Annotated in this window: 22 protein-coding genes and 1 pseudogene; 9 read left to right on the top strand and 14 right to left on the bottom strand. The window is 61.7% G+C overall.

The annotated features are described in order from the left end of the window. Position 1: 1 nt before the first annotated feature. Positions 2–1,354, bottom strand: coding sequence for a 3-oxoacyl-ACP reductase (locus tag BLU46_RS12780; RefSeq protein WP_093202186.1), 1,353 nt, complete (start codon positions 1,352–1,354; stop codon positions 2–4). A 114-nt stretch (positions 1,355–1,468) separates the two neighbouring features. On the opposite strand from BLU46_RS12780, the gene BLU46_RS12775 reads away from it, so the two are divergent. Both BLU46_RS12775 and BLU46_RS12770 read left to right on the top strand, forming a co-directional pair. Next, positions 1,469–2,746, top strand: coding sequence for an acetyl-CoA C-acetyltransferase (locus BLU46_RS12775; protein WP_063033295.1), 1,278 nt, complete (start codon positions 1,469–1,471; stop codon positions 2,744–2,746). Positions 2,747–2,897: 151 nt separating this feature from the next. Next, positions 2,898–3,797 (top strand): PA4780 family RIO1-like protein kinase, encoded by a 900-nt coding sequence (locus tag BLU46_RS12770; RefSeq protein ID WP_017478460.1) that lies wholly within the window; start codon positions 2,898–2,900, stop codon positions 3,795–3,797. A 145-nt stretch (positions 3,798–3,942) separates the two neighbouring features. On the opposite strand, the gene cueR is transcribed toward BLU46_RS12770, so the two are convergent. Beyond that, entirely contained in the window at positions 3,943–4,344 is a 402-nt protein-coding gene (cueR, locus tag BLU46_RS12765) for a Cu(I)-responsive transcriptional regulator (RefSeq protein ID WP_093202183.1), read from the bottom strand. Next, positions 4,341–6,542 carry a heavy metal translocating P-type ATPase gene (locus BLU46_RS12760; protein WP_093202179.1) on the bottom strand — a complete coding sequence of 734 codons (2,202 nt, stop codon included), beginning with the start codon at positions 6,540–6,542 and terminating at the stop codon, positions 4,341–4,343. The genes cueR and BLU46_RS12760 overlap by 4 nt, the downstream gene beginning before the upstream one ends. 98 nt (positions 6,543–6,640) lie before the next feature. Here BLU46_RS12760 and BLU46_RS33200 point away from each other — a divergent pair. Then, a pseudogene (locus tag BLU46_RS33200) lies at positions 6,641–6,733 on the top strand (outer membrane lipoprotein carrier protein LolA); the annotation flags it as partial. Positions 6,734–6,739: 6 nt separating this feature from the next. Here the strand turns inward: BLU46_RS33200 and BLU46_RS12750 are convergent. Then, positions 6,740–7,120, bottom strand: coding sequence for a hypothetical protein (locus tag BLU46_RS12750; protein ID WP_063033292.1), 381 nt, complete (start codon positions 7,118–7,120; stop codon positions 6,740–6,742). A gap of 147 nt (positions 7,121–7,267) precedes the next feature. Between BLU46_RS12750 and BLU46_RS12745 the strand changes: the two genes are divergently transcribed. Both BLU46_RS12745 and BLU46_RS12740 read left to right on the top strand, forming a co-directional pair. Beyond that, the gene (locus BLU46_RS12745; protein WP_063033291.1) at positions 7,268–7,468 is read left to right on the top strand and encodes a heavy-metal-associated domain-containing protein; all 201 of its coding nucleotides are present in this window, start codon (positions 7,268–7,270) and stop codon (positions 7,466–7,468) included. Positions 7,469–7,554: 86 nt separating this feature from the next. Next, positions 7,555–8,748: a multidrug effflux MFS transporter gene (locus tag BLU46_RS12740; RefSeq protein WP_063033290.1), complete on the top strand. Its 1,194-nt coding sequence runs from the start codon at positions 7,555–7,557 to the stop codon at positions 8,746–8,748. A gap of 5 nt (positions 8,749–8,753) precedes the next feature. On the opposite strand, the gene BLU46_RS12735 is transcribed toward BLU46_RS12740, so the two are convergent. The 3 genes from BLU46_RS12735 to BLU46_RS12725 all read right to left on the bottom strand — a co-directional run bounded on the left by BLU46_RS12735 (position 8,754) and on the right by BLU46_RS12725 (position 10,413). Beyond that, a complete protein-coding gene (locus tag BLU46_RS12735; RefSeq protein ID WP_063033289.1) occupies positions 8,754–8,933 on the bottom strand; it encodes a hypothetical protein in 180 nt (59 codons plus the stop codon). 145 nt (positions 8,934–9,078) lie between these two features. Continuing rightward, positions 9,079–10,092: a zinc-binding alcohol dehydrogenase family protein gene (locus tag BLU46_RS12730; RefSeq protein WP_063033288.1), complete on the bottom strand. Its 1,014-nt coding sequence runs from the start codon at positions 10,090–10,092 to the stop codon at positions 9,079–9,081. Positions 10,093–10,119: 27 nt separating this feature from the next. Continuing rightward, positions 10,120–10,413: a putative quinol monooxygenase gene (locus BLU46_RS12725; RefSeq protein WP_063033287.1), complete on the bottom strand. Its 294-nt coding sequence runs from the start codon at positions 10,411–10,413 to the stop codon at positions 10,120–10,122. A 117-nt stretch (positions 10,414–10,530) separates the two neighbouring features. On the opposite strand from BLU46_RS12725, the gene BLU46_RS12720 reads away from it, so the two are divergent. Then, on the top strand, positions 10,531–11,460 hold the full coding sequence (locus BLU46_RS12720) for a LysR family transcriptional regulator (RefSeq protein WP_063033286.1): 930 nt from the start codon (positions 10,531–10,533) through the stop codon (positions 11,458–11,460). Between the two features lie 138 nt (positions 11,461–11,598). Continuing rightward, positions 11,599–12,291, top strand: coding sequence for an ArsR/SmtB family transcription factor (locus tag BLU46_RS12715; RefSeq protein WP_093202176.1), 693 nt, complete (start codon positions 11,599–11,601; stop codon positions 12,289–12,291). Here BLU46_RS12715 and BLU46_RS12710 read toward each other — a convergent pair. Then, a complete protein-coding gene (locus BLU46_RS12710; protein ID WP_008430770.1) occupies positions 12,288–13,241 on the bottom strand; it encodes an adenosine deaminase in 954 nt (317 codons plus the stop codon). The genes BLU46_RS12715 and BLU46_RS12710 overlap by 4 nt on opposite strands. Before the next feature lie 194 nt (positions 13,242–13,435). Here BLU46_RS12710 and BLU46_RS12705 point away from each other — a divergent pair, with 194 nt between their 5' ends. Further along, positions 13,436–14,524, top strand: a complete 1,089-nt coding sequence (locus BLU46_RS12705; RefSeq protein ID WP_063033284.1) for a calcium:proton antiporter — start codon at positions 13,436–13,438, stop codon at positions 14,522–14,524. A 155-nt stretch (positions 14,525–14,679) separates the two neighbouring features. On the opposite strand, the gene BLU46_RS12700 is transcribed toward BLU46_RS12705, so the two are convergent. From BLU46_RS12700 to BLU46_RS12690, 3 genes are all read right to left on the bottom strand, one after another. After that, the gene (locus BLU46_RS12700; RefSeq protein WP_093202173.1) at positions 14,680–16,038 is read right to left on the bottom strand and encodes an 8-oxoguanine deaminase; all 1,359 of its coding nucleotides are present in this window, start codon (positions 16,036–16,038) and stop codon (positions 14,680–14,682) included. Positions 16,039–16,184: 146 nt separating this feature from the next. Then, entirely contained in the window at positions 16,185–16,871 is a 687-nt protein-coding gene (locus BLU46_RS12695) for an SDR family oxidoreductase (RefSeq protein WP_063033282.1), read from the bottom strand. A 26-nt stretch (positions 16,872–16,897) separates the two neighbouring features. Then, positions 16,898–17,248 carry a MerR family transcriptional regulator gene (locus BLU46_RS12690; protein WP_003211171.1) on the bottom strand — a complete coding sequence of 117 codons (351 nt, stop codon included), beginning with the start codon at positions 17,246–17,248 and terminating at the stop codon, positions 16,898–16,900. Between the two features lie 83 nt (positions 17,249–17,331). On the opposite strand from BLU46_RS12690, the gene BLU46_RS12685 reads away from it, so the two are divergent. Continuing rightward, positions 17,332–17,724, top strand: coding sequence for a hypothetical protein (locus BLU46_RS12685; protein ID WP_063033281.1), 393 nt, complete (start codon positions 17,332–17,334; stop codon positions 17,722–17,724). Positions 17,725–18,026: 302 nt separating this feature from the next. On the opposite strand, the gene BLU46_RS12680 is transcribed toward BLU46_RS12685, so the two are convergent. The 3 genes from BLU46_RS12680 to BLU46_RS12670 all read right to left on the bottom strand — a co-directional run bounded on the left by BLU46_RS12680 (position 18,027) and on the right by BLU46_RS12670 (position 20,762). Then, entirely contained in the window at positions 18,027–18,608 is a 582-nt protein-coding gene (locus BLU46_RS12680) for an IMPACT family protein (protein WP_093202169.1), read from the bottom strand. A 12-nt stretch (positions 18,609–18,620) separates the two neighbouring features. After that, complete coding sequence (locus BLU46_RS12675; RefSeq protein WP_003211175.1) at positions 18,621–19,280, bottom strand: TetR/AcrR family transcriptional regulator; 660 nt, start codon at positions 19,278–19,280, stop codon at positions 18,621–18,623. 87 nt (positions 19,281–19,367) lie between these two features. Next, positions 19,368–20,762, bottom strand: coding sequence for a uracil-xanthine permease family protein (locus BLU46_RS12670; RefSeq protein WP_093202165.1), 1,395 nt, complete (start codon positions 20,760–20,762; stop codon positions 19,368–19,370). Between the last annotated feature and the right edge of the window lie 70 nt (positions 20,763–20,832).

Raw genomic sequence — 20,832 nt, 5'->3', positions numbered from 1 at the left:
TTTACGCTCCCAATAGACTTTGCCCACACACCCGCAACGCTTGCCCGCTGACCGCGCCCGATCCAGGTTGGCCGAGCCAGGCCACCGCTTCGGCAACGTCCTGGGGCAAGCCGCCCTGGCCCAGGGAGCTCATGCGCCGCCCGGCCTCACGCAAGGCGAAGGGAATATGTGCGGTCATCTGGGTTTCGATGAAGCCTGGGGCCACGGCGTTGATGCTGATCCCGCGTTCCCCCAGCAACGGCGCCCACGCCTGTGCCAGGCCGATCAGCCCCGCCTTGCTCGCGGCGTAGTTGGTTTGCCCGCGATTGCCGGCGATTCCGCTGATGGACGCCAGCAGCACCACGCGGCCGTTGTCGTGCAGGGTGCCGCCGTCCAGCAGCGCCTTGGTCAGCACTTGCGGCGCGTTGAGGTTGACTGCCAATACCGCGTCCCAGTATTCGGGCGTCATGTTGGCCAGGGTTTTATCGCGAGTGATGCCGGCGTTGTGCACCACGATGTCGAGGCCGTCCGGCAGGTGTTCGATCAACTGGGTGGCGGCGTCTTCGGCACAGATATCCAGGGCGATGCTGCGGGCGCCCAGGCGCGCGGCCAGGGCATCGAGGTCGGCCTTGGCTTGGGGCACGTCCAGCACAATCACCTCGGCGCCGTCACGAGCCAGGGTTTCGGCAATCGAGGCACCGATACCTCGGGCCGCCCCGGTCACCAGTGCCTTGCGCCCGGCCAGTGGTCGGGTCCAATCCTCGACCTGGGTCGGGCAGGCATTCAAACGAATCACTTGGCCTGAGATGTAGGCGCTTTTGGGTGAGAGGAAGAACCGCAGCGCACCTTCCAGCTGGTCTTCGGCGCCTTCGCCCACATACAGCAACTGCAGGACGCCGCCGCTGCGCAGCTCTTTCGCCAACGAGCGGCTGAAGCCTTCAAGGGCGCGCTGGGCGCTGGCGGCGAACGGGTCGCTGAGGCTTTCCGGAGCGCGGCCAAGGATCACCAGATGCGCGCTGTGATCGAGGTTCTTCATCAACGGCTGAAAGAATTCCCGCAGCTGCTTGAGTTGATCGGTGTGCTGCAACTGGCTGGCGTCGAACACCACGGCCTTGAGCTTGGGCCCGTGGCCGGGAATCCAGGTGGTTGCCGTCGACGATTCGGTGCCGTAGCTATAGATAGCGTCGGTCAGCTTATTGGCGAATGGCAGGATTTTTGTTGCCAGCGGGCCGCCGCCGATCAGCAGCGCACCCTCCACCGGGCGCAGGCGTCCAGCCTGCCAGCGTTCCAGGCGCACCGGTGACGGCAGGCCAATGGCGGCGACCAGGCGATGGCCGAGGCTGGAGTTGGCGAAGTCGATATAACGGTCAGACATGGAACGCTCTCCGAGTGCTGGGGTTCAAACGGTGGACCATCAATAGGTGAAAGTCGTTCGATTGAGCCTAGGCTAGGCTCAGAGATTCACCCCATAACCTCAAGGGAGCTTTCCATGACTCAATTGCGCCGTGTAGCGATCATTGGCGGTAACCGCATCCCCTTCGCCCGCTCCAATGGCCCTTACGCCACGGCGAGCAACCAGGCGATGTTGACCGCCGCCCTGGAAGGCCTGATCGAACGCTACAACCTGCACGGCCTGCGCATTGGCGAGGTGGCCGCCGGGGCGGTGCTCAAGCATTCCCGGGACTTCAACCTGACCCGCGAGTGTGTACTGGGCTCGCGGCTGTCACCACAAACCCCGGCCTACGATATCCAGCAGGCTTGCGGCACGGGGCTGGAAGCCGCGTTGCTGGTGGCGAACAAGATTGCCCTGGGGCAGATCGAAAGCGGGATTGCTGGCGGCGTCGACACCACGTCTGATGCGCCGATCGGGGTGAATGAGGGGTTGCGCAAAATCTTGCTGCAGGCCAATCGCAGCAAATCCATGGCGGATAAATTAAAAGTCCTGTTACAACTTCGCCCCCATCACCTTAAGCCGGAACTGCCGCGCAACGGCGAACCGCGCACCGGGTTGTCCATGGGCCAGCACTGTGAATTGATGGCGCAGACCTGGCAGATCCCCCGCGCCGAGCAGGATCAGCTGGCGTTGGAAAGCCACCACAAAATGGCCGCGTCTTACGCTGAGGGCTGGCAAAACGATTTGCTCACGCCCTTTCTTGGCCTGACCCGCGACAACAACCTGCGCCCTGACCTGACCCTGGAAAAACTCGCCAGCCTCAAGCCGGCCTTCGAGCGCAGCGAAAAGGGCACCCTTACCGCTGGTAATTCGACGCCGCTCACCGATGGCGCCTCGTTGGTGCTGCTGGGCAGTGAAGCCTGGGCCAAGGAGCGCGGTTTGCCGATCCTCGCCTACCTGCGCGATGGCGAAGCGGCGGCGGTGGATTTCGTCAACGGTGCCGAAGGCTTGCTGATGGCGCCGGTGTATGCCGTGCCGCGCTTGCTGGCCCGCAATGGCCTGACGCTGCAGGACTTCGATTACTACGAGATCCACGAAGCCTTCGCTGCCCAAGTGTTGTGCACGCTGAAGGCCTGGGAAGATCCGGAATACTGCAAGACCCGCCTGGGGCTGGACGCACCGCTGGGCTCCATCGACCGCAGCCGCTTGAACGTCAAAGGCAGCTCTTTGGCCGCCGGTCATCCGTTTGCCGCCACTGGCGGGCGGATCGTCGCCAACCTGGCCAAGCTGTTGGACGCGGCTGGCAAGGGCCGGGGCCTGATCTCGATCTGCGCCGCCGGAGGCCAGGGCGTCACCGCGATTATTGAGCGCTGATCTCGGCTATGATTCGGCCGCCGGTCAATTTGGCATATTGGATGCATTCTTAAGCGGTCAAAGGTCGGTACCCTCTCCCCGCGGCGAGAGGATTGCCGTATAACGAGTGCCATACGCGTGTTTGGTAATAAAGGACCCACAATAAAAGCTGATGAAGACTCCTAAACGCATTGAACCCCTGATCGAGGACGGTCTGGTCGACGAGGTGCTGCGCCCACTCATGAGTGGTAAAGAAGCAGCTGTTTACGTGGTGCGCTGCGGCAACGAGTTACGTTGCGCCAAGGTCTACAAGGAGGCGAATAAACGAAGTTTTCGTCAGGCGTCCGAATACCAGGAAGGCCGTAAGGTCCGCAACAGCCGCCAGGCCCGGGCCATGGCCAAGGGCTCCAAGTTCGGCAAGAAAGAAACCGAAGACGCCTGGCAGAACGCCGAAGTAGCAGCGCTGTTTCGTCTGGCCGGTGCGGGCGTTCGCGTGCCCAAGCCGTACGACTTCCTTGAAGGCGTGCTGCTGATGGAGTTGGTGGCCGATGAATACGGCGACGCGGCGCCACGGCTGAACGACGTGACGCTGGAGCCGGACCAGGCCCGCGAATACCACGCCTTCCTGATTACCCAGATCGTGCTGATGTTGTGTACCGGCCTGGTGCACGGTGACCTTTCCGAGTTCAACGTGCTGCTGACGCCGACGGGCCCGGTGATCATCGACCTGCCCCAGGCGGTGGATGCGGCGGGCAACAACCACGCGTTCACCATGCTGGAACGGGATGTGGGCAACATGGCTTCCTACTTCGGGCGCTTTGCCCCGGAGTTGAAGAAGACCAAGTACGCCAAGGAGATGTGGGCGCTGTACGAAGCCGGCACTCTGCACCCGGCCAGTGTCTTGACCGGCGAGTTCGACGAGCCGGAAGAGCTGGCTGACGTGGGCGGTGTTATCCGCGAGATCGAAGCGGCGCGGCTCGATGAAGAGCGTCGCCAGGCGATCCGTGCGGCCGATGATGCTCCACCGAGCAAAGCGTCGGAAGAGCCACCGCCGCCGCCTTGGATGCAGTGATCTAACGGCGAGTGGATATCCAACTGTGGGAGCGGGCTTGCTCGCGAAAGCGGTGGTTCAGTCAACTGATGTATTGACTGACACTCCGCATTCGCGAGCAAGCCCGCTCCCACATTTGGTTCCGCGCATGTCTGGTTAAACTTGCTCAGGCGCAACAACTGCCCGACGCCAACTCCTTGAGAATCGGGCAATCCGGCCGATGATCACCCTGGCAGTGTTCCACCAGGTCCTGCAACGTATCGCGCAACTGCCCCAACTCGCGGATCTTCTGGTTCAGCTCATCGATGTGCTGGCGGGCCAGCGCCTTCACGTCGGCACTCGCGCGCCCTCGGTCTTGCCAGAGGGTCAGTAGCTTGCCGACCTCCTGAAGGGAGAACCCCAGGTCCCGCGATCGCTTGATAAACGCCAGGGTGTGCAAATCATCGGCGCTATAAATGCGGTAGCCGCTGTCGGTGCGATGGGCGGCTTTCAACAAACCGATGGACTCGTAGTAACGAATCATCTTGGCACTCAGGCCGCTTTGGCGTGCTGCTTGGCCAATGTTCATGGACGTTCGTCCTCCAGATCCTTGGGTTTCCAGGTTTTCAACAGCAGCGCATTACTCACCACGCTGACACTGGACAGGGCCATGGCCGCGCCGGCCATCACCGGGTTGAGCAGGCCGAACGCGGCCAGCGGAATGCCGATCAAGTTATACACAAAGGCCCAGAACAGATTCTGTCGAATTTTCGCATAGGTCTTGCGACTGATTTCCAGGGCGGCGGGCACCAGTCGTGGGTCGCCGCGCATCAGGGTGATCCCGGCGGCGTGCATGGCCACGTCGGTACCGCCGCCCATGGCGATGCCGATGTCGGCCGCGGCCAGGGCCGGTGCGTCGTTGATGCCATCGCCGACCATCGCGACGACGCCGGTCTTTTTCAGCTCGGCGACCGTGGCGGCCTTGTCGGCGGGCAGTACTTCGGCGTGCACGTCATCGATGCCCAGGGCGTCGGCGACCACGCGGGCGCTGCCACGGTTATCGCCGGTCAGCAGGTGGCTGCTGATATGCCGCGCCTTGAGTGCTTGTATCGCTTGCAGGGCGCCCGGTTTAAGCGTGTCACCGAAGGCGAACAAACCCAGTACGCGAGGCTGCGGGCCTTGCTCGATCAGCCAGGACAAAGTGCGGCCTTCGGCCTCCCAGGCGCTGGCCGAGTCGGCGAGATCACCGGTGCTCAAGCCGGTTTCTTCCAGCAGGCGACGGTTGCCCAGCGCCAGTTGCCGACCGTCGAGAGTGCCTGCGATGCCGCGCCCGGTCAGGGACTGGCTGGCGCTGACATCAGCCACGTTCAAGCCCTGTTCGGCGCAGGCATCCAGCACTGCCTTGGCCAGCGGGTGTTCACTGCCGCGTTGCAGCGCGCCGGCCTGTTGCAGCAGGACCGCTTCATTGCCATCGACGGCGGCCAAGTGCGCAATTTTCGGGGTGCCGGAGGTCAGGGTGCCGGTCTTGTCGAACACCACGGAGCTGACTTCATGGGCGCGTTCCAGGGCTTCGGCGTCCTTGATCAGAATGCCATGGCGGGCGGCGACGCCGGTGCCGGCCATGATGGCGGTGGGTGTAGCGAGGCCAAGGGCGCAAGGGCAAGCGATCACCAACACGGTCACGGCATTGATCAGCGCAACTTCCAACGGCGCGCCATACAGCCACCAGCCGGTCAGCGTGGCCACGGCCAGCACCAGCACCACCGGCACGAACACCTGGCTGACTTTATCCACCAGCTTCTGGATCGGAGCCTTGGCGGCCTGGGCGTCTTCCACCAGGCGGATGATCCTTGCCAATACGCTCTCTGCACCAAGAGCCAGGGTGCGCACCAGCAGCCGGCCTTCGCCGTTGATGGCGCCGCCGGTGACGGCATCGCCCGGCTGCTTCGGCACCGGCAGACTTTCACCGCTGATCAGCGCTTCGTCGGCGTGGCTTTGGCCTTCGACTACTTCGCCGTCCACCGGGAAGCGTTCGCCGGGTTTGACCAGCACCAGGTCATTCAGCTTGAGGGCGGTGATGGCAACGTCCTGCTCGCGGCCATCGATCACTTGAATCGCCCGCTCCGGGCGCAAGGCTTCCAGGGCGCGGATGGCACTGGCGGTCTGGCGCTTGGCGCGGCTCTCCAGGTATTTGCCCAGCAGGACCAGGGCGATCACCACGGCCGAGGCTTCGAAATACAGATGGGGCATCGTGCCGGCGGACGCTGTGAGCCATTCATAGATACTCAGGCCGTAACCGGCGCTGGTGCCGATGGCTACCAACAGGTCCATATTGCCGGCCCCAGCGCGTACGGCTTTCCAGGCGGCGATATAGAAGCGTGCGCCGAAGATGAACTGCACCGGGGTGGCCAGGGCAAATTGAACCCAGGCCGGGAGCATCCAGTGCAGGCCGAACGGTTGCACCAGCATCGGCAGCACCAACGGCGCGGCGAGCAGGATCGCCAGCAGCAGCGACCAACGCTCATGGCTCAGGCGTTGTTCCTGGCTGGCCTGGGTGGCGGTTTCGCTTTGGGGCAGGGTGGCGGTGTAGCCGGCCTTGTCGACGGCGGCGATCAGCACGCTGGGGTCCATTTGGCCGAGCACTTCAATGTGGGCGCGTTCGTTGGCCAGGTTGACGCTGACGCTTTGCACCCCGGGCACTTTGCCCAGTGCCCGTTCAACCCGCCCGGCACAGCTGGCGCAGGTCATGCCGCTGATCGGCAGGTCGAAGGTGGTGGATCCGTTCATGGGCAGTACTCCAGGAGAGATTGCCCATAGGATCAACCTTGACCTGTGGGGAAGGTCAAGGCACTTTTTACTGTAGGAGCGAGGGGGACGCCTAGTGCTTGCTCGCGAAGGTCGTGAACGATAACGCGCCTATCCTGAATGAACGCGGCGCTCTCAGGTTTTTCGCGAGCAAGCTCGCTCCTACAGGTTTTCGGGGCTTAATACTCCAGTGCTGCCGGCTTCAGGTACATGCCGTCCGGACCTTGCGCGATACGCAACTTGCGCACGTCGCCCGCCTTTAATGTGATGTTTTGCGCAGGTGGCGCGAGCATGCCCGGCAAGCACCCCTGGGATTGCCCCGGCAACAACTTCAGGCGCAACGACACATTCCCGGCCGGCAAGTTGAACGAGGTGGCCTGCTCCTGGAACAGCCGCCCGGCCAACTGGTCCTGGATGTACAAGCCAATCTCGCAGTTGGTGGGCACTTCCAGGCGCTCCCGGGAAATAATCAGCACCGCATAATCTTCATCTGCGCTGACCGGTGGCACAGCAGCAAACAAGCCCATCAGGCTGACAAGGCCAAAAAACGACCAGCGCATGGTGAATTCTCCGAGGTTTACATCGTGGATAGGTGCAGCTTGGCCGAGGGCGCGAATGAATGCCAGCCCGGCCGATGTTTTCAGAACTTGACCTTGCCATCGTGGCAAGGTCAAAACTGCGGGCAACCTCATCAAAGGAGTCATGTCATGCAAGTATTCAGCGTTGAAGGAATGACCTGCGGCCACTGCGTTCGCTCGGTCACCCAGGCGGTGCAGGATAAGGACCCGGCGGCCAGCGTGCGCGTCGACCTCGCGGCAAAGGAAGTCGGCGTGGAAAGCAGCCTGCTGTCGCCGGCGGAGGTGATCAACCTGATCAGCGAGGAAGGCTACAGCGTCAAGCTCGCCTGACTTTCTGATAGTTAGCGAGCTAACTTAATGTTCAAGGCACCCATGCCCGGCTAGACTGTCGGGCTGCCGACTCACCTGGGTGCCTGATGAACCTTCGTATAATTCTGATTTTGGGGGCCTTGAGCGCGTTTGCGCCGTTGGCCATCGACTTCTACCTGCCGGGTTTTCCGGCCATGGCCGTGGCATTCGGTACCGACGAAAAACACATTCAGCTGACCTTGGCCGTGTACTTCACGGGCCTGGCAATCGGCCAGTTGATCTATGGGCCGCTGGCGGACCGCTTTGGCCGACGCGGGCCGCTGCTCAGCGGTGTCACCCTGTTTACCCTGGCGTCGTTCGCGTGTGCGTACGCGCCTTCCCTGGAGTGGCTGATCGGCGCGCGTTTCGTCCAGGCCTTGGGCGGTTGCGCAGGCATGGTGATCTCCCGGGCGGTGGTCAGCGATAAATGCGACGCGGTGGGCTCGGCCAAGGTGTTTTCCCAATTGATGCTGGTCACCGGGCTGGCCCCGATCCTCGCGCCGTTGGCGGGCGGGGTGATGGTCGGTATCTGGGGCTGGCAGTCGATATTCCTGGCGCTGACGGCATTCAGCGTGATGGCGGCCATCGCGGTAGCGGTCGGGCTGCCGGAAAGTTTCCCGGCCCATCAACCGCGCCAGCCGCTTTCGGGCGCGTTGCGCCAGTACGGTCGGTTGCTGTCGGACCGGGTGTACCTGGGCTATGCCTTGACCGGTGGCATCTCGATTGCCGGCATGTTTGCCTACATCGCGGGCTCGCCTTTCGTCTTTATCAAACTCTATGGCGTGCCCGCCGAGCACTATGGCTGGGTATTCGGCTCCAACGCCGCCGGCTTTATCCTGGTGGCACAGGTCAATGCGCGTCTGCTGGCCTCGCGCGGCCCGGCGTTTCTGCTGTCGCGCACGGTGTGGGTCTACCTGGCGGCGGGCCTGTCGTTGCTGGCCATTACCGCTTTGCGCACTGACGCCTTGTGGCCACTGCTGGTACCGCTGTTTATCTGCATCGCCAGCCTGGGCTGCATTCTGCCGAATACGTCGGCCTGCGCTATGAGCGGGCAGGGCGCACGGGCGGGCAGCGCGTCGGCGTTGCTCGGGTGCATTCAGTTCGGTGTGGCAGCAGGCGCTGCATCGTTGGTCGGCGTGTTGCACGACGGCACGGCGATGCCGATGGCAATGGTCATCAGCTTGTGTGGCGTGCTTGCGGTGACGTTCGCGATGCTGACCCGGCGCCTGCAGCGCCAACGGGCACTGCAAGCGGCGGACTGAGCGGGTCAGCCAGCAGAACGCTGCTGGCTTTCGGGGAATCGGTGAGGGGCCTGGATACGGGTTTGCAGGGTGTCGGCAAACGCGCGGGCTTCGGCCTCACTGCGGAAGGTAAAGGCGTTGTGGTCGAGACGGACCTGCCATTTGTTGCCTTCGGATCTTGCTAGCGCTTTTATCAGGATCTTCATTGCTGACTTCCTCACGTAAATTGCGTGGCAAAGGCGGCCAATATAAACCCGAATACGCTCACAAATATGACAAGGATCAAGTCTCTGACTAGCGGTGTCGTCCATTACTCACATGAATAACAGACGACACTGACAGAACCTTTCGTTAGAACCCTTCCAGCACGATCTTGCCCTTGGCCTTGCCGCTTTCCAGCAGTTCGTGGGCGCGGCGCAGGTTGGCCGCGTTGATCACGCCAAAGTGCTCGCCCACCGTGGTTTTCAGGGTGCCGGCGTCGATCAGTTCGGCGACGCGATTGAGCAGGTTGTGCTGCTCGATCATGTCACTGGTCTCGAACATCGAGCGGGTGTACATGAACTCCCAATGCAGCGACAGGCTCTTGCGCTTGAGCTTGCTGACGTCCAGCACCTTGGGATCATCGATCAGCGCCAGTTTGCCCTGGGGAATCAGCGCTTCCACCAGTTGGTCCAGGTGCTGGTCGGTCTGGGTCAGGCTGGCGACGTAGTTCACCTGCGGATGGCCGGCGTTTTTCAGCTCTTCGCTCAGCGGTTTGCTGTGGTCGATCACCAGGTCGGCGCCCAGGTCCTTGGCCCACGTTTGGGTTTCAGGGCGGGAGGCGGTGCCGATGACTGTCAGGCCGGTGAGCTGTTTCGCCAATTGGGTCAGGATCGATCCCACGCCACCGGACGCACCGACGATCAGCAGGCTTTGGCCTTCATCGGTCTTGCCTTCACGCACTTGCAGGCGTTCGAACAGCAACTCCCAGGCGGTGATGGCGGTCAGCGGCAGGGCGGCCGCGTCGGCGAAACCCAGGGTTTTCGGCATGTGGCCGACGATGCGCTCATCCACGGTGTGCAGTTCGCTGTTGCCGCCGGGACGTACCAGGGAGCCGGCGTAGAACACCTTGTCACCGACCTTGAACAGGCTCACTTCACTGCCCACGGCCTTGACCACACCGGCCACGTCCCAGCCCAGCACTTTGGCGGCACCGTTTTCCGGGGCGACGTTCTGGCGCACCTTGGTGTCCACCGGGTTCACCGAGATGGCTTTGACTTCCACCAGCAGGTCGCGAGGGCCGGCGACCGGTTCTGGCAGTTCGATGTCTTGCAGGGATTTTGGATCGTTGATGGGCAATGCAGCGTAGTAGGCAATGGCTTTCATGAGGGTTTCCAAAAAGGGGTCGGTTGATCAGGCAAGAAACTTCAGGCGCTTGAGTTCGAAATGCTCGAGCACGTCGGCAGCCTTGGCGCGGAAATTCTGGATATGGGCGCTCTGGTCGTGGTCGGCCAGCGCGGCGTCGTCACTCCAGCGTTCGAGCATGTAGAAGGTCTCGGGGTGTTGCAGGTCCTGATGCAGGTCGTACTGCTGGCAGCCGGCTTCGGTGCGGGTCGGCTCCAGCAGCTCGCGCAGCAGGGTTTCCAGGGTAGCCTGTTGGCCGGGTTTGGCGATCAGCGTGGCGATGACGTTAAAGGCAGCGGACATATTCGACTCCAGACACGTGATGAACGGGATGGACAGATAATTGGCTATTTCTCTCGAAGATAAAACCCGCTAAAAGAGCAGTCTCTTTCAATGTTTTTTTGATAATGGGCGGTCGACGTGCTGCGTTTTGATGACTTGCAGTTGTTTGTGCGTGCGGCAGACCTGGGCAGCCTTTCGGCGGCGGCGCGGGTCATGGACATGTCGGCGGCGGTGGCCAGCGCGGCGTTGAAGCGTATCGAGCAGCAACTGGGCGCGCGGTTGCTGGCGCGCTCCACCCGCAGCCTGCGCCTGACCGCCGAGGGTGAGGGCTTTCTGGAGTACGCCCGGGCCGCCTTGAGCAGCCTGGATGAAGGCCGGCGCTTATTGGCCAGTGGCCAGGACCAGGTCAGCGGGGTGCTGCAACTGTCGGCGCCGTCGGACTTTGGTCGTAACCAGCTGCTTCCCTGGCTGGATGAGTTTCAGCGTGAATACCCCGACTTGAGCGTACGCCTGCTGTTGGGCGACCGGATTGCCGACCTGTTCCGCCAGCCGGTGGACATCGCCTTGCGCTACGGTGAACCCGAAGACTCCAGCCTGATCGCGCTGCCCATCGCCCCGGACAACTACCGCGTGCTCTGCGCCGCCCCCAGCTATCTGGCGCGGCATGGCGAACCGCGCCATCTGGAGCAGCTCACCCAACACAATTGCCTGCTGTATATGCTCGGCAGCCGGGTGCATGACCATTGGGGTTTCAACGATGGCAAGCGCGACGTCAGCCTGACGGTGACCGGTGACCGATTCAGTGACGACGCCGATGTGGTGCGGCGCTGGGCGGTGGCTGGGGTGGGTATCGCCTACAAGTCCTGGCTGGATGTGAGCTCTGATGTGCTGGCCGGGCGCCTGCGCCTGATCCTGCCGGAGCTGCGGGGCGAGCGCACGCCGCTCAACCTGTTGTGCGCCCATCGAGCGCAGCTGAGCAAGCCGATCAATCTTCTGCGGGAAATGCTCGTTGCTCGTTGTGCGACATTGACTGCGCAGTTGCCGGAGCGGTCGGCCTCTACACCCTGACTCCGGGAATATCGGGAAATTTCCTTCAGCCTCTGTCCTTGGTTGCGCTGTAAGACGGCACGGAACCGGGCGTTTTCACGCTTATACTTTTCTGCGAACTGCAGCAGACGAATGATTCAACAGGGAGTGAATGAGCACATGGAACAGGCACCTTGCATCAGTCAGATTGCCACTTTGCTGGCCGACCCGAAACGTACCGCAATGGTCTGGGCGTTGATGGATGGCTCGGCCAAACCCTCCGATGAATTGGCTCTACTGGCGGGGCTGTCGCCGGCCTCGGCCAATGCTCACCTGACGCGATTGACGGCCGGCGGCCTGCTGCGCGTCGAAGCCCGTAGCGGCAAACGCTTTTTTCGTGTGGCCGCTGCCGACGTAGGGGCTGCCGTGGATGCCTTGGCCTGTACCACCATGGCCAGAATCACCCGCAGCACGCCCGCTCATTCCCAGTCCCTGATTGCGCCTGCGGCATTACGGCGGGCCAGGCTTTGCCAGGGGCATCTCGGTGGCGAGCTGGCGGCGGGGTTGTATCAACGGATGATGACGGCAGGGTGGATCGAGCGTGCGGAGCAGCGCACGGAAGTGACGCCCCTTGGCGCACGCAAACTCGCAGCGCTGGGGATTTTTACCCAGGCACTGGCTCAGCCGATCGTGTGCGATTGTTTTGATTGGAGCGAACAGCAGCCGCACCTGGGCGGTGCGTTGGGGGTCGCGCTGTTGCAGCTGTGTTTGCAGTCGAACTGGGTCAGTGTGATCAATGAGTCCCGGGCGCTGCAGGTCAGTGAAGCCGGGCAACTGGAAATTGCCCGGCTCGCCAGACCGGTCGGTGATTAAGGCTTGACCAACCGTGCATCCAGGCTGTTTTGCGCCAGACGTTTGGCCTGGTCCTGGGTCATGCCCAGGGAGGTGTACAGCGCATGGAAGTTCTCGGTGACATAACCGCCGAAGTACGCCGGGTCATCCGAGTTCACCGTGACCTTCACCCCACGCTCGAGCATGTCGAGGATGTTGTGTTGCGACATGTCGTCGAACACGCACAGCTTGGTGTTGGACAACGGGCACACCGTCAGCGGGATCTGCTCGTCGATGATCCGCTGCATCAGGCGTTCGTCTTCAATGGCGCGTACACCATGGTCGATACGCTGGATTTTCAGCAGGTCGATGGCTTCCCAGATGTACTCCGGCGGGCCTTCTTCGCCGGCGTGGGCGACGGTCAGGAAACCTTCGTGACGGGCACGATCGAACACGCGCTGGAACTTGCTCGGCGGGTGACCCATTTCCGAACTGTCCAGACCCACGGCAACAAACGCATCACGGAACGGCAGCGCCTGGTCGAGGGTTTTCTCGGCCTCTTCTTCGCTCAAGTGGCGCAGGAAGCTCAAGATCAAACCACTGGTGATGCCCAGTTGTTGCTCGCCGTCTTTCAACGCGGCAGCGATGCCATTGAGCACCACTTCGAAGGGCACGCCACGGTCGGTGTGGGTCTGTGGGTCGAAGAACGGTTCGGTGTGGATCACGTTCTGCGCCTTGCAGCGCAGCAGGTAGGCCCAGGTCAGGTCGTAGAAGTCCTGGGAGGTGCGCAGTACATCGGCGCCCTTGTAGTACAGGTCGAGGAACTCTTGCAGGTTGTTGAAGGCGTAGGCCTTGCGCAGGGTTTCGACGTCGTTCCACGGCAGCGCGATCTTGTTGCGTTCGGCCAGGGCAAACAGCAGCTCAGGCTCCAGCGAGCCTTCCAGGTGCAGGTGCAATTCAGCCTTGGGCAGGGCGTTGAGCCAATCGTACATTTATAAATTCTCATCAGGTGCAATGGCGGCATTCTACAGGCGCACGCCGAAATAATCGGCAAAACCTGACCAAGCGGTGAGCATCCGCGATCGTCGTGCAAGCGATGCGTGAACTAAGGTGTAACGAAACGTTAGCGGCGCGGTGCAGTCTGTACCCCATCAATGACGGATTCGCCGCGTTTAAAAGGCCTGCAATGCTCACATCTATCAAGCAAGAAAAATTCATGCTGCTGGCGCTGATTGCCGCCATCGCCGCTTACCCGCTGGAGCACTGGATGCTGGGCAGCGGGCAGATGGTGGCGCTGCTCAGCGGCATCGCGCTGATTGGCTTTATCGTCGTGGCCTCGATGCGCGTGGCCCATCACGCCGAGCAACTGGCGGAAAAGGTCGGCGACCCCTACGGCACCATGATCCTGACCCTCGCCGCGGTGCTGGTGGAAGTGGTGATCCTGGCGATCATGATGAGCAACGAGCCGTCGCCGACCCTGGTGCGTGACACCATTTATTCGGCGGTGATGCTCGATATCAACGGCATCCTTGGCCTGGCTGCACTGATGGGCGGGATCAAGCATGGCGAACAGTCCTACAACGACGATTCGGCACGCACCTACAGCGTGATGATCCTAACCGCCATGGGCGTGTCGATGGTGGTGCCGGAATTTATTCCCGAGGCCGACTGGAAAATCTACTCGGCCTTCACCATTGGCGCGATGGTGGTGCTCTACACGTTGTTTCTGCGGATGCAGGTGGGGCCCCACAGTTATTTCTTCAGCTACAGCTACCCGGAAAAGCGCCGCAAGAAACAGCCGGAAGAAGAGTCGCCGCCGATCAACCTGGCGTTCTCCATCGGAACCCTGGTGTTTGGCGTGATCGTGATTGGCGCGTTGGCCGAGGTGATGTCCAAGACCCTCGACCTGGGCCTGGAAGGAACGGGTGCCCCACCGGTGATCACGGCGATCATCGTGGCCGCGATTTCCGCCGCCCCGGAGATTCTGACTGCGTTGCGCGCGGCGCTGGCCAACCGCATGCAGTCGGTGGTGAACATCGCGCTGGGTGCGTCGCTGTCGACGGTGATCCTGACGGTGCCGGTGATGGAAGCCATGGCCTTGTACACCGGCCAACCGTTTCAGATGGCAATGACGCCGGTGCAGACGGTGATGGTGTTTATTACGCTGATCGTCAGCGCGATCAACCTCAACGATGGCGAAACCAACGCCATCGAAGGGATGACCCATTTTGTGTTGTTTGCGACGTTTATCATGCTGTCGCTGTTGGGGTTGTAACCGATCCTGAACACACCGCAGAAATAATTGTGGAAACCGGGCTTGTGTGGGAGCGGGCTTGCTCGCGAATACGGAGTGTCAGTCGCCAGATATGTTGACTGACCCAACGCTTTCGCGAGCAAGCCCGCTCCCACATTTGGAAAGTGTTTCTTCAGTTAAGTCCGGTTGATCAGTTCCCGCGCCGCCTGGCTGTGATCGGCAATCAAACCTTTCAAATCAAGGCCCTCGACCTGCCCGTCGATCACCCGCCATTTACCGCCAACCATCACCCGGTCCGCCCGGTCGGCGCCGCACAGCAGCAGGGCCGAGATCGGGTCGTGGCTGCCGGAAAAGCGCAGCTCATCCAGTTTGAACAACGCCAGGTCGGCCTGTTTGCCTACGGCCAGTTCGCCGATGTCGCTGCGACCAAGTAACTGCGCCGAGCCTTTTGTAGCCCAGCCCAATACCAGCTCCGGGGTGATCTTTTCCGCGCCGTAACGCAGGCGCTGGATGTACAGGGCCTGGCGCGTTTCGAGGATCATGTTCGATGCATCGTTGGATGCCGAACCGTCCACGCCCAGGCCAATGGGCGCGCCGGCGGCGAGCAGGTCGAGGGTCGGGCATATTCCGGAAGCCAGGCGCATGTTCGAGCTCGGGCAATGGCAGATCCCGGTACCGGCAGCACCGAGGCGCGCGATTTCTTCCGGGTTGAAGTGAATGCCATGGGCCAGCCACGTGCGCGGGCCGAGCCAGCCGACGCTGTCGAGGTAGTCCACGGTGCGCAAGCCGAAACGCTGCAGGCAGAAGTCTTCTTCGTCGAGGGTTTCTGCCAGGTGGGTGTGCAGGCGCACGTCGAGGTTGTTGGCCAGTTCGGCGCTGGCTTCCATGATTTCCGGGGTGACGGAAAACGGGGAGCAGGGCGCCAGGGCGATCTGGATTTGTGCGCCGTCGCCGCGCTCGTGGTACTGACGGATCAGGCGGCGGCTGTCTTCAAGGATCACCTCGCCCTGCTGCACGGTTTGTTGCGGTGGCAGCCCGCCGTCGGCTTCGCCCAGGCTCATGGAACCGCGAGTCAGCATGGCGCGCATACCCAGTTCGCGCACGCTGTCGACTTGCACGTCGATCGCCTGTTCGAGGCCGTCCGGGAACAGGTAGTGGTGGTCTGCCGCGGTGGTGCAGCCTGAGAGCAGCAATTCAGCCAGGGCCACTTTGCTCGCCAGGGCGAGTTTTTCCGGGGTGAGTCGGGCCCAGACCGGGTACAGGGTTTTCAACCAGGGGAATAGCGGCTGGTTAACTACCGGTGCCCAGGCGCGGGTCAGGGTTTGATAGAAATGATGGTGAGTGTTGATCAGCCCCGGAAGGACGACATGCTCGCGGGCATCGAAGACTTGTCCGCAGGGCATGGCAGGCTCTTGGCCGAGGCCAAGGACTTCGACGATCACACCGTCCTGCAGCACCAGGCCGCCACGGGCGTCGAGGCCATTGGCGGTGAAAATCGCGAGGGGGGTTTTTAACCAGATACGGGTCGCAGGCATTGGCCGGCTCCTCTGAATGATGGGTTCAGGTTTGCCAGCTCAGTGTTGCCCTGTCTGCTGATCCAGGGTCGCCGGGAAGGGCGAGGTGCGCAGTTTACGTGTGGATCGTTATCGACGGCAATCGGCCGATAACGATCCCGGGTTGTTTACCAGGCGATGGTGTCGCCTTTGTAGTCCACAAAGTGATGGCCGCCTTTGCCGCTGTAGGCATTCACTTGGTCGATCAGGCCGCGCACGCTGGTGGGCACGTCGATGTGTGCGTTTTCGCCGCCCATGTCGGTTTTCACCCAGCCCGGGTGCAACGACAGTACGGTCAGTTTCTGGTCGCCCAACTGGGTGACGAAACTGTTGGTCATGGAGTTGAGGGCGGCCTTGCTGGCTTTGTAGAGCGCCAGGTCCGAGCCGTCGGGGATGGTCACGCTGCCGAGGATCGAACTCATAAAGGCCAACACGCCAGTATCGGGGCGGATCTGCCCGACGAAACGCTGGGCCAGGTTGATTGGCGCCACGGCGTTGGTGAAGAACAGTTGGCCGACTTCAGCCAGGGTGGCGTGGCCCGGTTCCTGATTGGCCGGGCCTTTGACGCCGGCGTTGACGAACAGCAGGTCGAAGGTTTTTGCCTTGAGGCGCTGGCTCAGGGCGATCACGGCCTGTTGGTCATCCATGTCGAGCTTTTCGATCTGGACCGGGCCCAGGGCCTTCAAGGCATCGGCCTTTTGCGGATCGCGCACGGTGGCGGTGACGTCCCAGCCGTCCGCCAGCAGTTGCTTGGCCAGGCCAAGGCCCAGGCCCCTGGAGGCGCCGATAATCAGTGCGGTTTTTGAAGTGGACATGAATGGCTTCCTTTGACGGTGGAGGTTCACGGGTTCAGTGGACAACGCTGGCCGAGCCTTTGCTGCAACTCCTGGCGCAGTTGGTCGAGTTCGGCGATGCGGGTTTCGATCAGGTTAAGCTTGTCTTGCAGCAGTTGGGTCACGGCGCTGTCGGGGTCTGGAGCTTGCCATAGTGCGCCGACGCTGTTGCCGATTTCACCCAGGCTGAAGCCCAGGCGCTGGGCGGTCTTGATGTAAAGCACCAACTGCACCATGTCGGCGGGATAGTCACGGTAACCGTTGGCACTGCGTTGCGCGGCAATCAATCCGCGTTGTTCGTAGAAGCGCAGGGTGTCGCGGCTGACCTGGCTGGCCTGGGCTAATTCGCCGATACGCATGCAGAGGGCTCGAAGGGGCTTGACCCTGGAGCATACTCCAGGCTTTAGCGTGCTGGCTTCTTGAATTGAAGGAGCTTGCTGCTATGTGGACTGCACACCAATACCGTCAACTGGTTCGGGCCAGCGGCTGGTACGACTTGATCGTCACCGCGGCGCTGGTCACCCCCTGGACCTTTGTTCTGCTGCACAACGCCTTGGTGGCGTTGAATCTGCCCGGCGAACTGCCACCGTTCGCGCCAGTGCATATGTTGATGGCCAACCTGATGGGCTCGATTGTGTGCGTGTGGTCAGTGCTGCGAATCCGCGATCCCCAAGCGATATTTGGCCGCTATGACGCGGCCGGCCGGGTGTTATTTGCCACTTGGCAGATTTACGCGCTGGCCCACGGCGCAAGTTTAGTGCTGGTGATTGTCGTGGTGTTTGAAGTGCTGTGGGCGGTAGCGCAGTTGATGCCGGTGCGCCGTCCGGCAAGTTGATCAAAAAATGCTCAGTTACGCCGGGGCGTTGCGGGCTCTGCCGCCGGCTCACTCTTGCACGGGTTATCCACAGGTTGCTCCACAGTAATTGTGCGCAAGCGTGTTCGGTGGATATAAGCGCTGCGGCCCTTTGTTCTAAAGGACATAACCCGCCTAACTGACTGTTTTTGAGCCGGATTAATACTTTAGTGTGGCGGGCTGAGCAAAAACTGAACAACCGCCTGAAAGGCTTGTGACAGAAGGGTTACAGGCGAGTGTGCTCAGGTTATCCACAGGCAGGTGCACAGCAGATGTGGGCAGTTTCAGCGCTCTAGCAGAATGCGCCCGCGGCTCAGGTCGGCGAGCTGAGTTTGCAAGGTGTCGATATGCGCTTCGCCGAGGGCCAGTTGCAGGTCGACGCCATTGGCGGTGAAGGTTTCTTCCATCACCAGCCCGCCCAGTTCGGCCACCCGTAGCTTCACCAACTGCAGCTCGGCAAAACCACAGGAGCAACTCAGTGGCACACGTTTGATCAGCTCGACGCGTTCGGCCGCTTGCAGGCACTTGTTGGCGCCGCCGCCATAGGCCCGGGCCAGGCCGCCGGTGCCCAGTTGGATGCCGCCGTACCAGCGGATCACCAGCACTACGACCTGGTCGCAGTCCTGCGCCTCAATCGCGGCCAGAATCGGGCGCCCGGCCGTGCCGCCGGGCTCGCCGTCATCGTTACTGCGGTATTGGTCGCCCAGTTTCCAGGCCCAGCAGTTGTGCGTGGCATTCAGGTCGCTGTGCTGGTCAATGAAGGCCTGGGCGTCCTGAGGGGTGCTGATGGGGGCGGCGAGGGTAATAAAGCGGCTTTTGCGAATTTCTTCGCGAAACTCGCAAAGGCCGGTAAGCGTGAAAGGCATGGGCAACTTCGTTTAGAGGGCCGGCTTGATGCCACAGCCTTTGAGAATGATGTGGATAAGGTTGGTGCCAGCGTCTTCCATGTCCTGCTTGGTCAGCTTGGTACGCCCGGTCACGCGGCAGATTTGCGTGGCAAAGTCGGCGTAATGCTGAGTGCTGCCCCACAGCAGGAAGATCAGGTGCACCGGGTCGATAGGGTCCATCTTGCCGGCGTCGATCCAGGCCTGGAATACCGCCGCACGGCCGCTGAACCAGGCGCGGTAGTCCTGGCTGAAATATTCGGTCAGGCACTCACCGCCGCTGATGATCTCCATCGCGAAGATCCGCGAGGCTTGTGGCTGGCGCCGGGAAAATTCCATCTTGGTGCGGATATAGCGGGTCAGCGCTGCGGCGGGGTCGTCCTCGGCGGTCAGGGTGTTGAAGGTGCTGTCCCAGAGTTCGAGGATGTTGCTGAGCACGGCAATGTACAGGCCCAGCTTGTTGGTGAAGTAGTAGTGCAAGTTGGCTTTCGGCAACCCGGCACTCGCCGCGATGGTGTTCATGCTGGTGCCCTTGTAGCCATGACGGGCGAACTCGTCTTCGGCAGCCTGCAAAATCGCTTGTTCGTTCTTTTGCCGAATGCGGCTTGCAGGTTTTCCGGCGTGGTTGCTGTGGGCAGGAACTTCGAGGCTCATGGAGGTTTCCGTGCAGATCGATGAATACGACGTGTGCACAGATAACCCACCCTCAAGCCCCAGACAAGTCCCGATACGATAAAACCGTCAAAGCGGCTCCAGAGTGTCGCTTTCCAGGGCCCGGTTTGCGGCATCTGCGGTGGCTTTGGGTTCAGGCAGTAACAAGCACAACGCAATGGCGGTCAGGCCGCCGCTGGTGATGGCGGAGTCGAACAGGTTCTGCACCAGCGTTGGCATCAGGTGCAGCAGGTTCGGTTGGGCCGCGATCCCCAGGCCGACGCCAAACGAGGTGGCGATGATCAGCATGCTGCGCCGGTCCAGCGGGGCCTGGGCGAGGATGCGCACGCCGGCGGCGGCGACACTGCCGAACATCACCAGGGTTGCCCCACCCAGCACCGGCTTGGGGATTTGTTGCAGCACCGCGCCGATCAGCGGAAACAGCCCGAGGCAAAACAGCACCACGCCGATGTACAGGCCGACGTAACGGCTGGCGACGCCGGTCAGTTGGATCACGCCGTTGTTCTGGGCAAAGGTGGTGTTGGGGAAGGCGCTGAAGGTGGCGGCGATCATGCAGCTGATGCCGTCCCCCAGCACGCCGCCCTTGAGCCGGCTTATATAGGAAGGGCCGCTGATGGGTTGGCGGGCGATCATGCAATTGGGGGTGAGGTCGCCGACGGTTTCGATGGTGCTGATCAGATAAATCAGTGCCACCGGCAGGAAAGCGCTCCAGTCGAAGTTGAAACCGAAGTGAAACGGTGTGGGCAGGCTGATCAATGGCAAGTCAGGCAGCGCTTGGGGCACCAGTTTTCCGCTGAACCAGGCGGCGAGGCTGCCCAATGCCAGGCCGATGATAATGGCACTGAGGCGTACCCATGGGGTGTTCGAGCGGTTGAGCAGGATGATGGTCATTACCACGAACACACCGAGTGCCAGGTTGGTCGGGGCGCCGAAGTCCGGGGCGTTGAAGCCGCCACCCAAGTCGGTGATACCGACCTTGATCAGGCTGATGCCAATCAGGGTGATGACGATGCCGGTGACCAGGGGTGTGATCACTCTTCTCAGTTGGCCGATAAACCGGCTCAACACCACCTGCACGGCTGCACCGAAGAAGCACACGCCAAAGATCATCGCCAGGATGTCTTCCGGGCTGCCGCCGCGTTGCTTGACCAGAAAACCTGCCGACAACACCGCACCGAGAAACGCGAAGCTGGTGCCTTGCAGGCAGATCATCCCGGCGCCAATGCCAAACGGCCTACGCGCCTGAATGAAGGTACCTACACCGGAAACCATCAATGCCATGCTGATCAGGTAGGGCAGGTGAGCGGTCAGGCCGAGGGTGGAGCCGATGATCAGTGGGGGAGTGATGATGCCGACAAACGCGGCCAGTACATGCTGCAACGCAGCAAGCAATGCAGGCAAAGGTTTGGGCCGATCGTTGAGGCCGTAGATCAGGTCACTTGGGTTTTCGGATTCTGGCGACATGGTGGGGAGCTCATGGCTGATGGTTCGAGATCCCCTTGTCTTGCAAAAAGCTGTCCAGCTGCTCAGGTTT

It is taken from the genome of Pseudomonas yamanorum, assembly GCF_900105735.1.
Lineage (GTDB): Bacteria > Pseudomonadota > Gammaproteobacteria > Pseudomonadales > Pseudomonadaceae > Aquipseudomonas > Aquipseudomonas yamanorum.
This window is presented reverse-complemented; position numbering and strand designations above follow the sequence as displayed.

Coding starts and splice junctions, on each gene's coding strand:
- BLU46_RS12780 (WP_093202186.1), bottom strand. CDS start 1,354: ATGTCTGACCGTTATATCGACTTCGCCAACTCCAGCCTCGGCCATCGC.
- BLU46_RS12775 (WP_063033295.1), top strand. CDS start 1,469: ATGACTCAATTGCGCCGTGTAGCGATCATTGGCGGTAACCGCATCCCC.
- BLU46_RS12770 (WP_017478460.1), top strand. CDS start 2,898: ATGAAGACTCCTAAACGCATTGAACCCCTGATCGAGGACGGTCTGGTC.
- cueR (WP_093202183.1), bottom strand. CDS start 4,344: ATGAACATTGGCCAAGCAGCACGCCAAAGCGGCCTGAGTGCCAAGATG.
- BLU46_RS12760 (WP_093202179.1), bottom strand. CDS start 6,542: ATGAACGGATCCACCACCTTCGACCTGCCGATCAGCGGCATGACCTGC.
- BLU46_RS12750 (WP_063033292.1), bottom strand. CDS start 7,120: ATGCGCTGGTCGTTTTTTGGCCTTGTCAGCCTGATGGGCTTGTTTGCT.
- BLU46_RS12745 (WP_063033291.1), top strand. CDS start 7,268: ATGCAAGTATTCAGCGTTGAAGGAATGACCTGCGGCCACTGCGTTCGC.
- BLU46_RS12740 (WP_063033290.1), top strand. CDS start 7,555: ATGAACCTTCGTATAATTCTGATTTTGGGGGCCTTGAGCGCGTTTGCG.
- BLU46_RS12735 (WP_063033289.1), bottom strand. CDS start 8,933: ATGAAGATCCTGATAAAAGCGCTAGCAAGATCCGAAGGCAACAAATGG.
- BLU46_RS12730 (WP_063033288.1), bottom strand. CDS start 10,092: ATGAAAGCCATTGCCTACTACGCTGCATTGCCCATCAACGATCCAAAA.
- BLU46_RS12725 (WP_063033287.1), bottom strand. CDS start 10,413: ATGTCCGCTGCCTTTAACGTCATCGCCACGCTGATCGCCAAACCCGGC.
- BLU46_RS12715 (WP_093202176.1), top strand. CDS start 11,599: ATGGAACAGGCACCTTGCATCAGTCAGATTGCCACTTTGCTGGCCGAC.
- BLU46_RS12710 (WP_008430770.1), bottom strand. CDS start 13,241: ATGTACGATTGGCTCAACGCCCTGCCCAAGGCTGAATTGCACCTGCAC.
- BLU46_RS12705 (WP_063033284.1), top strand. CDS start 13,436: ATGCTCACATCTATCAAGCAAGAAAAATTCATGCTGCTGGCGCTGATT.
- BLU46_RS12700 (WP_093202173.1), bottom strand. CDS start 16,038: ATGCCTGCGACCCGTATCTGGTTAAAAACCCCCCTCGCGATTTTCACC.
- BLU46_RS12695 (WP_063033282.1), bottom strand. CDS start 16,871: ATGTCCACTTCAAAAACCGCACTGATTATCGGCGCCTCCAGGGGCCTG.
- BLU46_RS12690 (WP_003211171.1), bottom strand. CDS start 17,248: ATGCGTATCGGCGAATTAGCCCAGGCCAGCCAGGTCAGCCGCGACACC.
- BLU46_RS12685 (WP_063033281.1), top strand. CDS start 17,332: ATGTGGACTGCACACCAATACCGTCAACTGGTTCGGGCCAGCGGCTGG.
- BLU46_RS12680 (WP_093202169.1), bottom strand. CDS start 18,608: ATGCCTTTCACGCTTACCGGCCTTTGCGAGTTTCGCGAAGAAATTCGC.
- BLU46_RS12675 (WP_003211175.1), bottom strand. CDS start 19,280: ATGAGCCTCGAAGTTCCTGCCCACAGCAACCACGCCGGAAAACCTGCA.
- BLU46_RS12670 (WP_093202165.1), bottom strand. CDS start 20,762: ATGTCGCCAGAATCCGAAAACCCAAGTGACCTGATCTACGGCCTCAAC.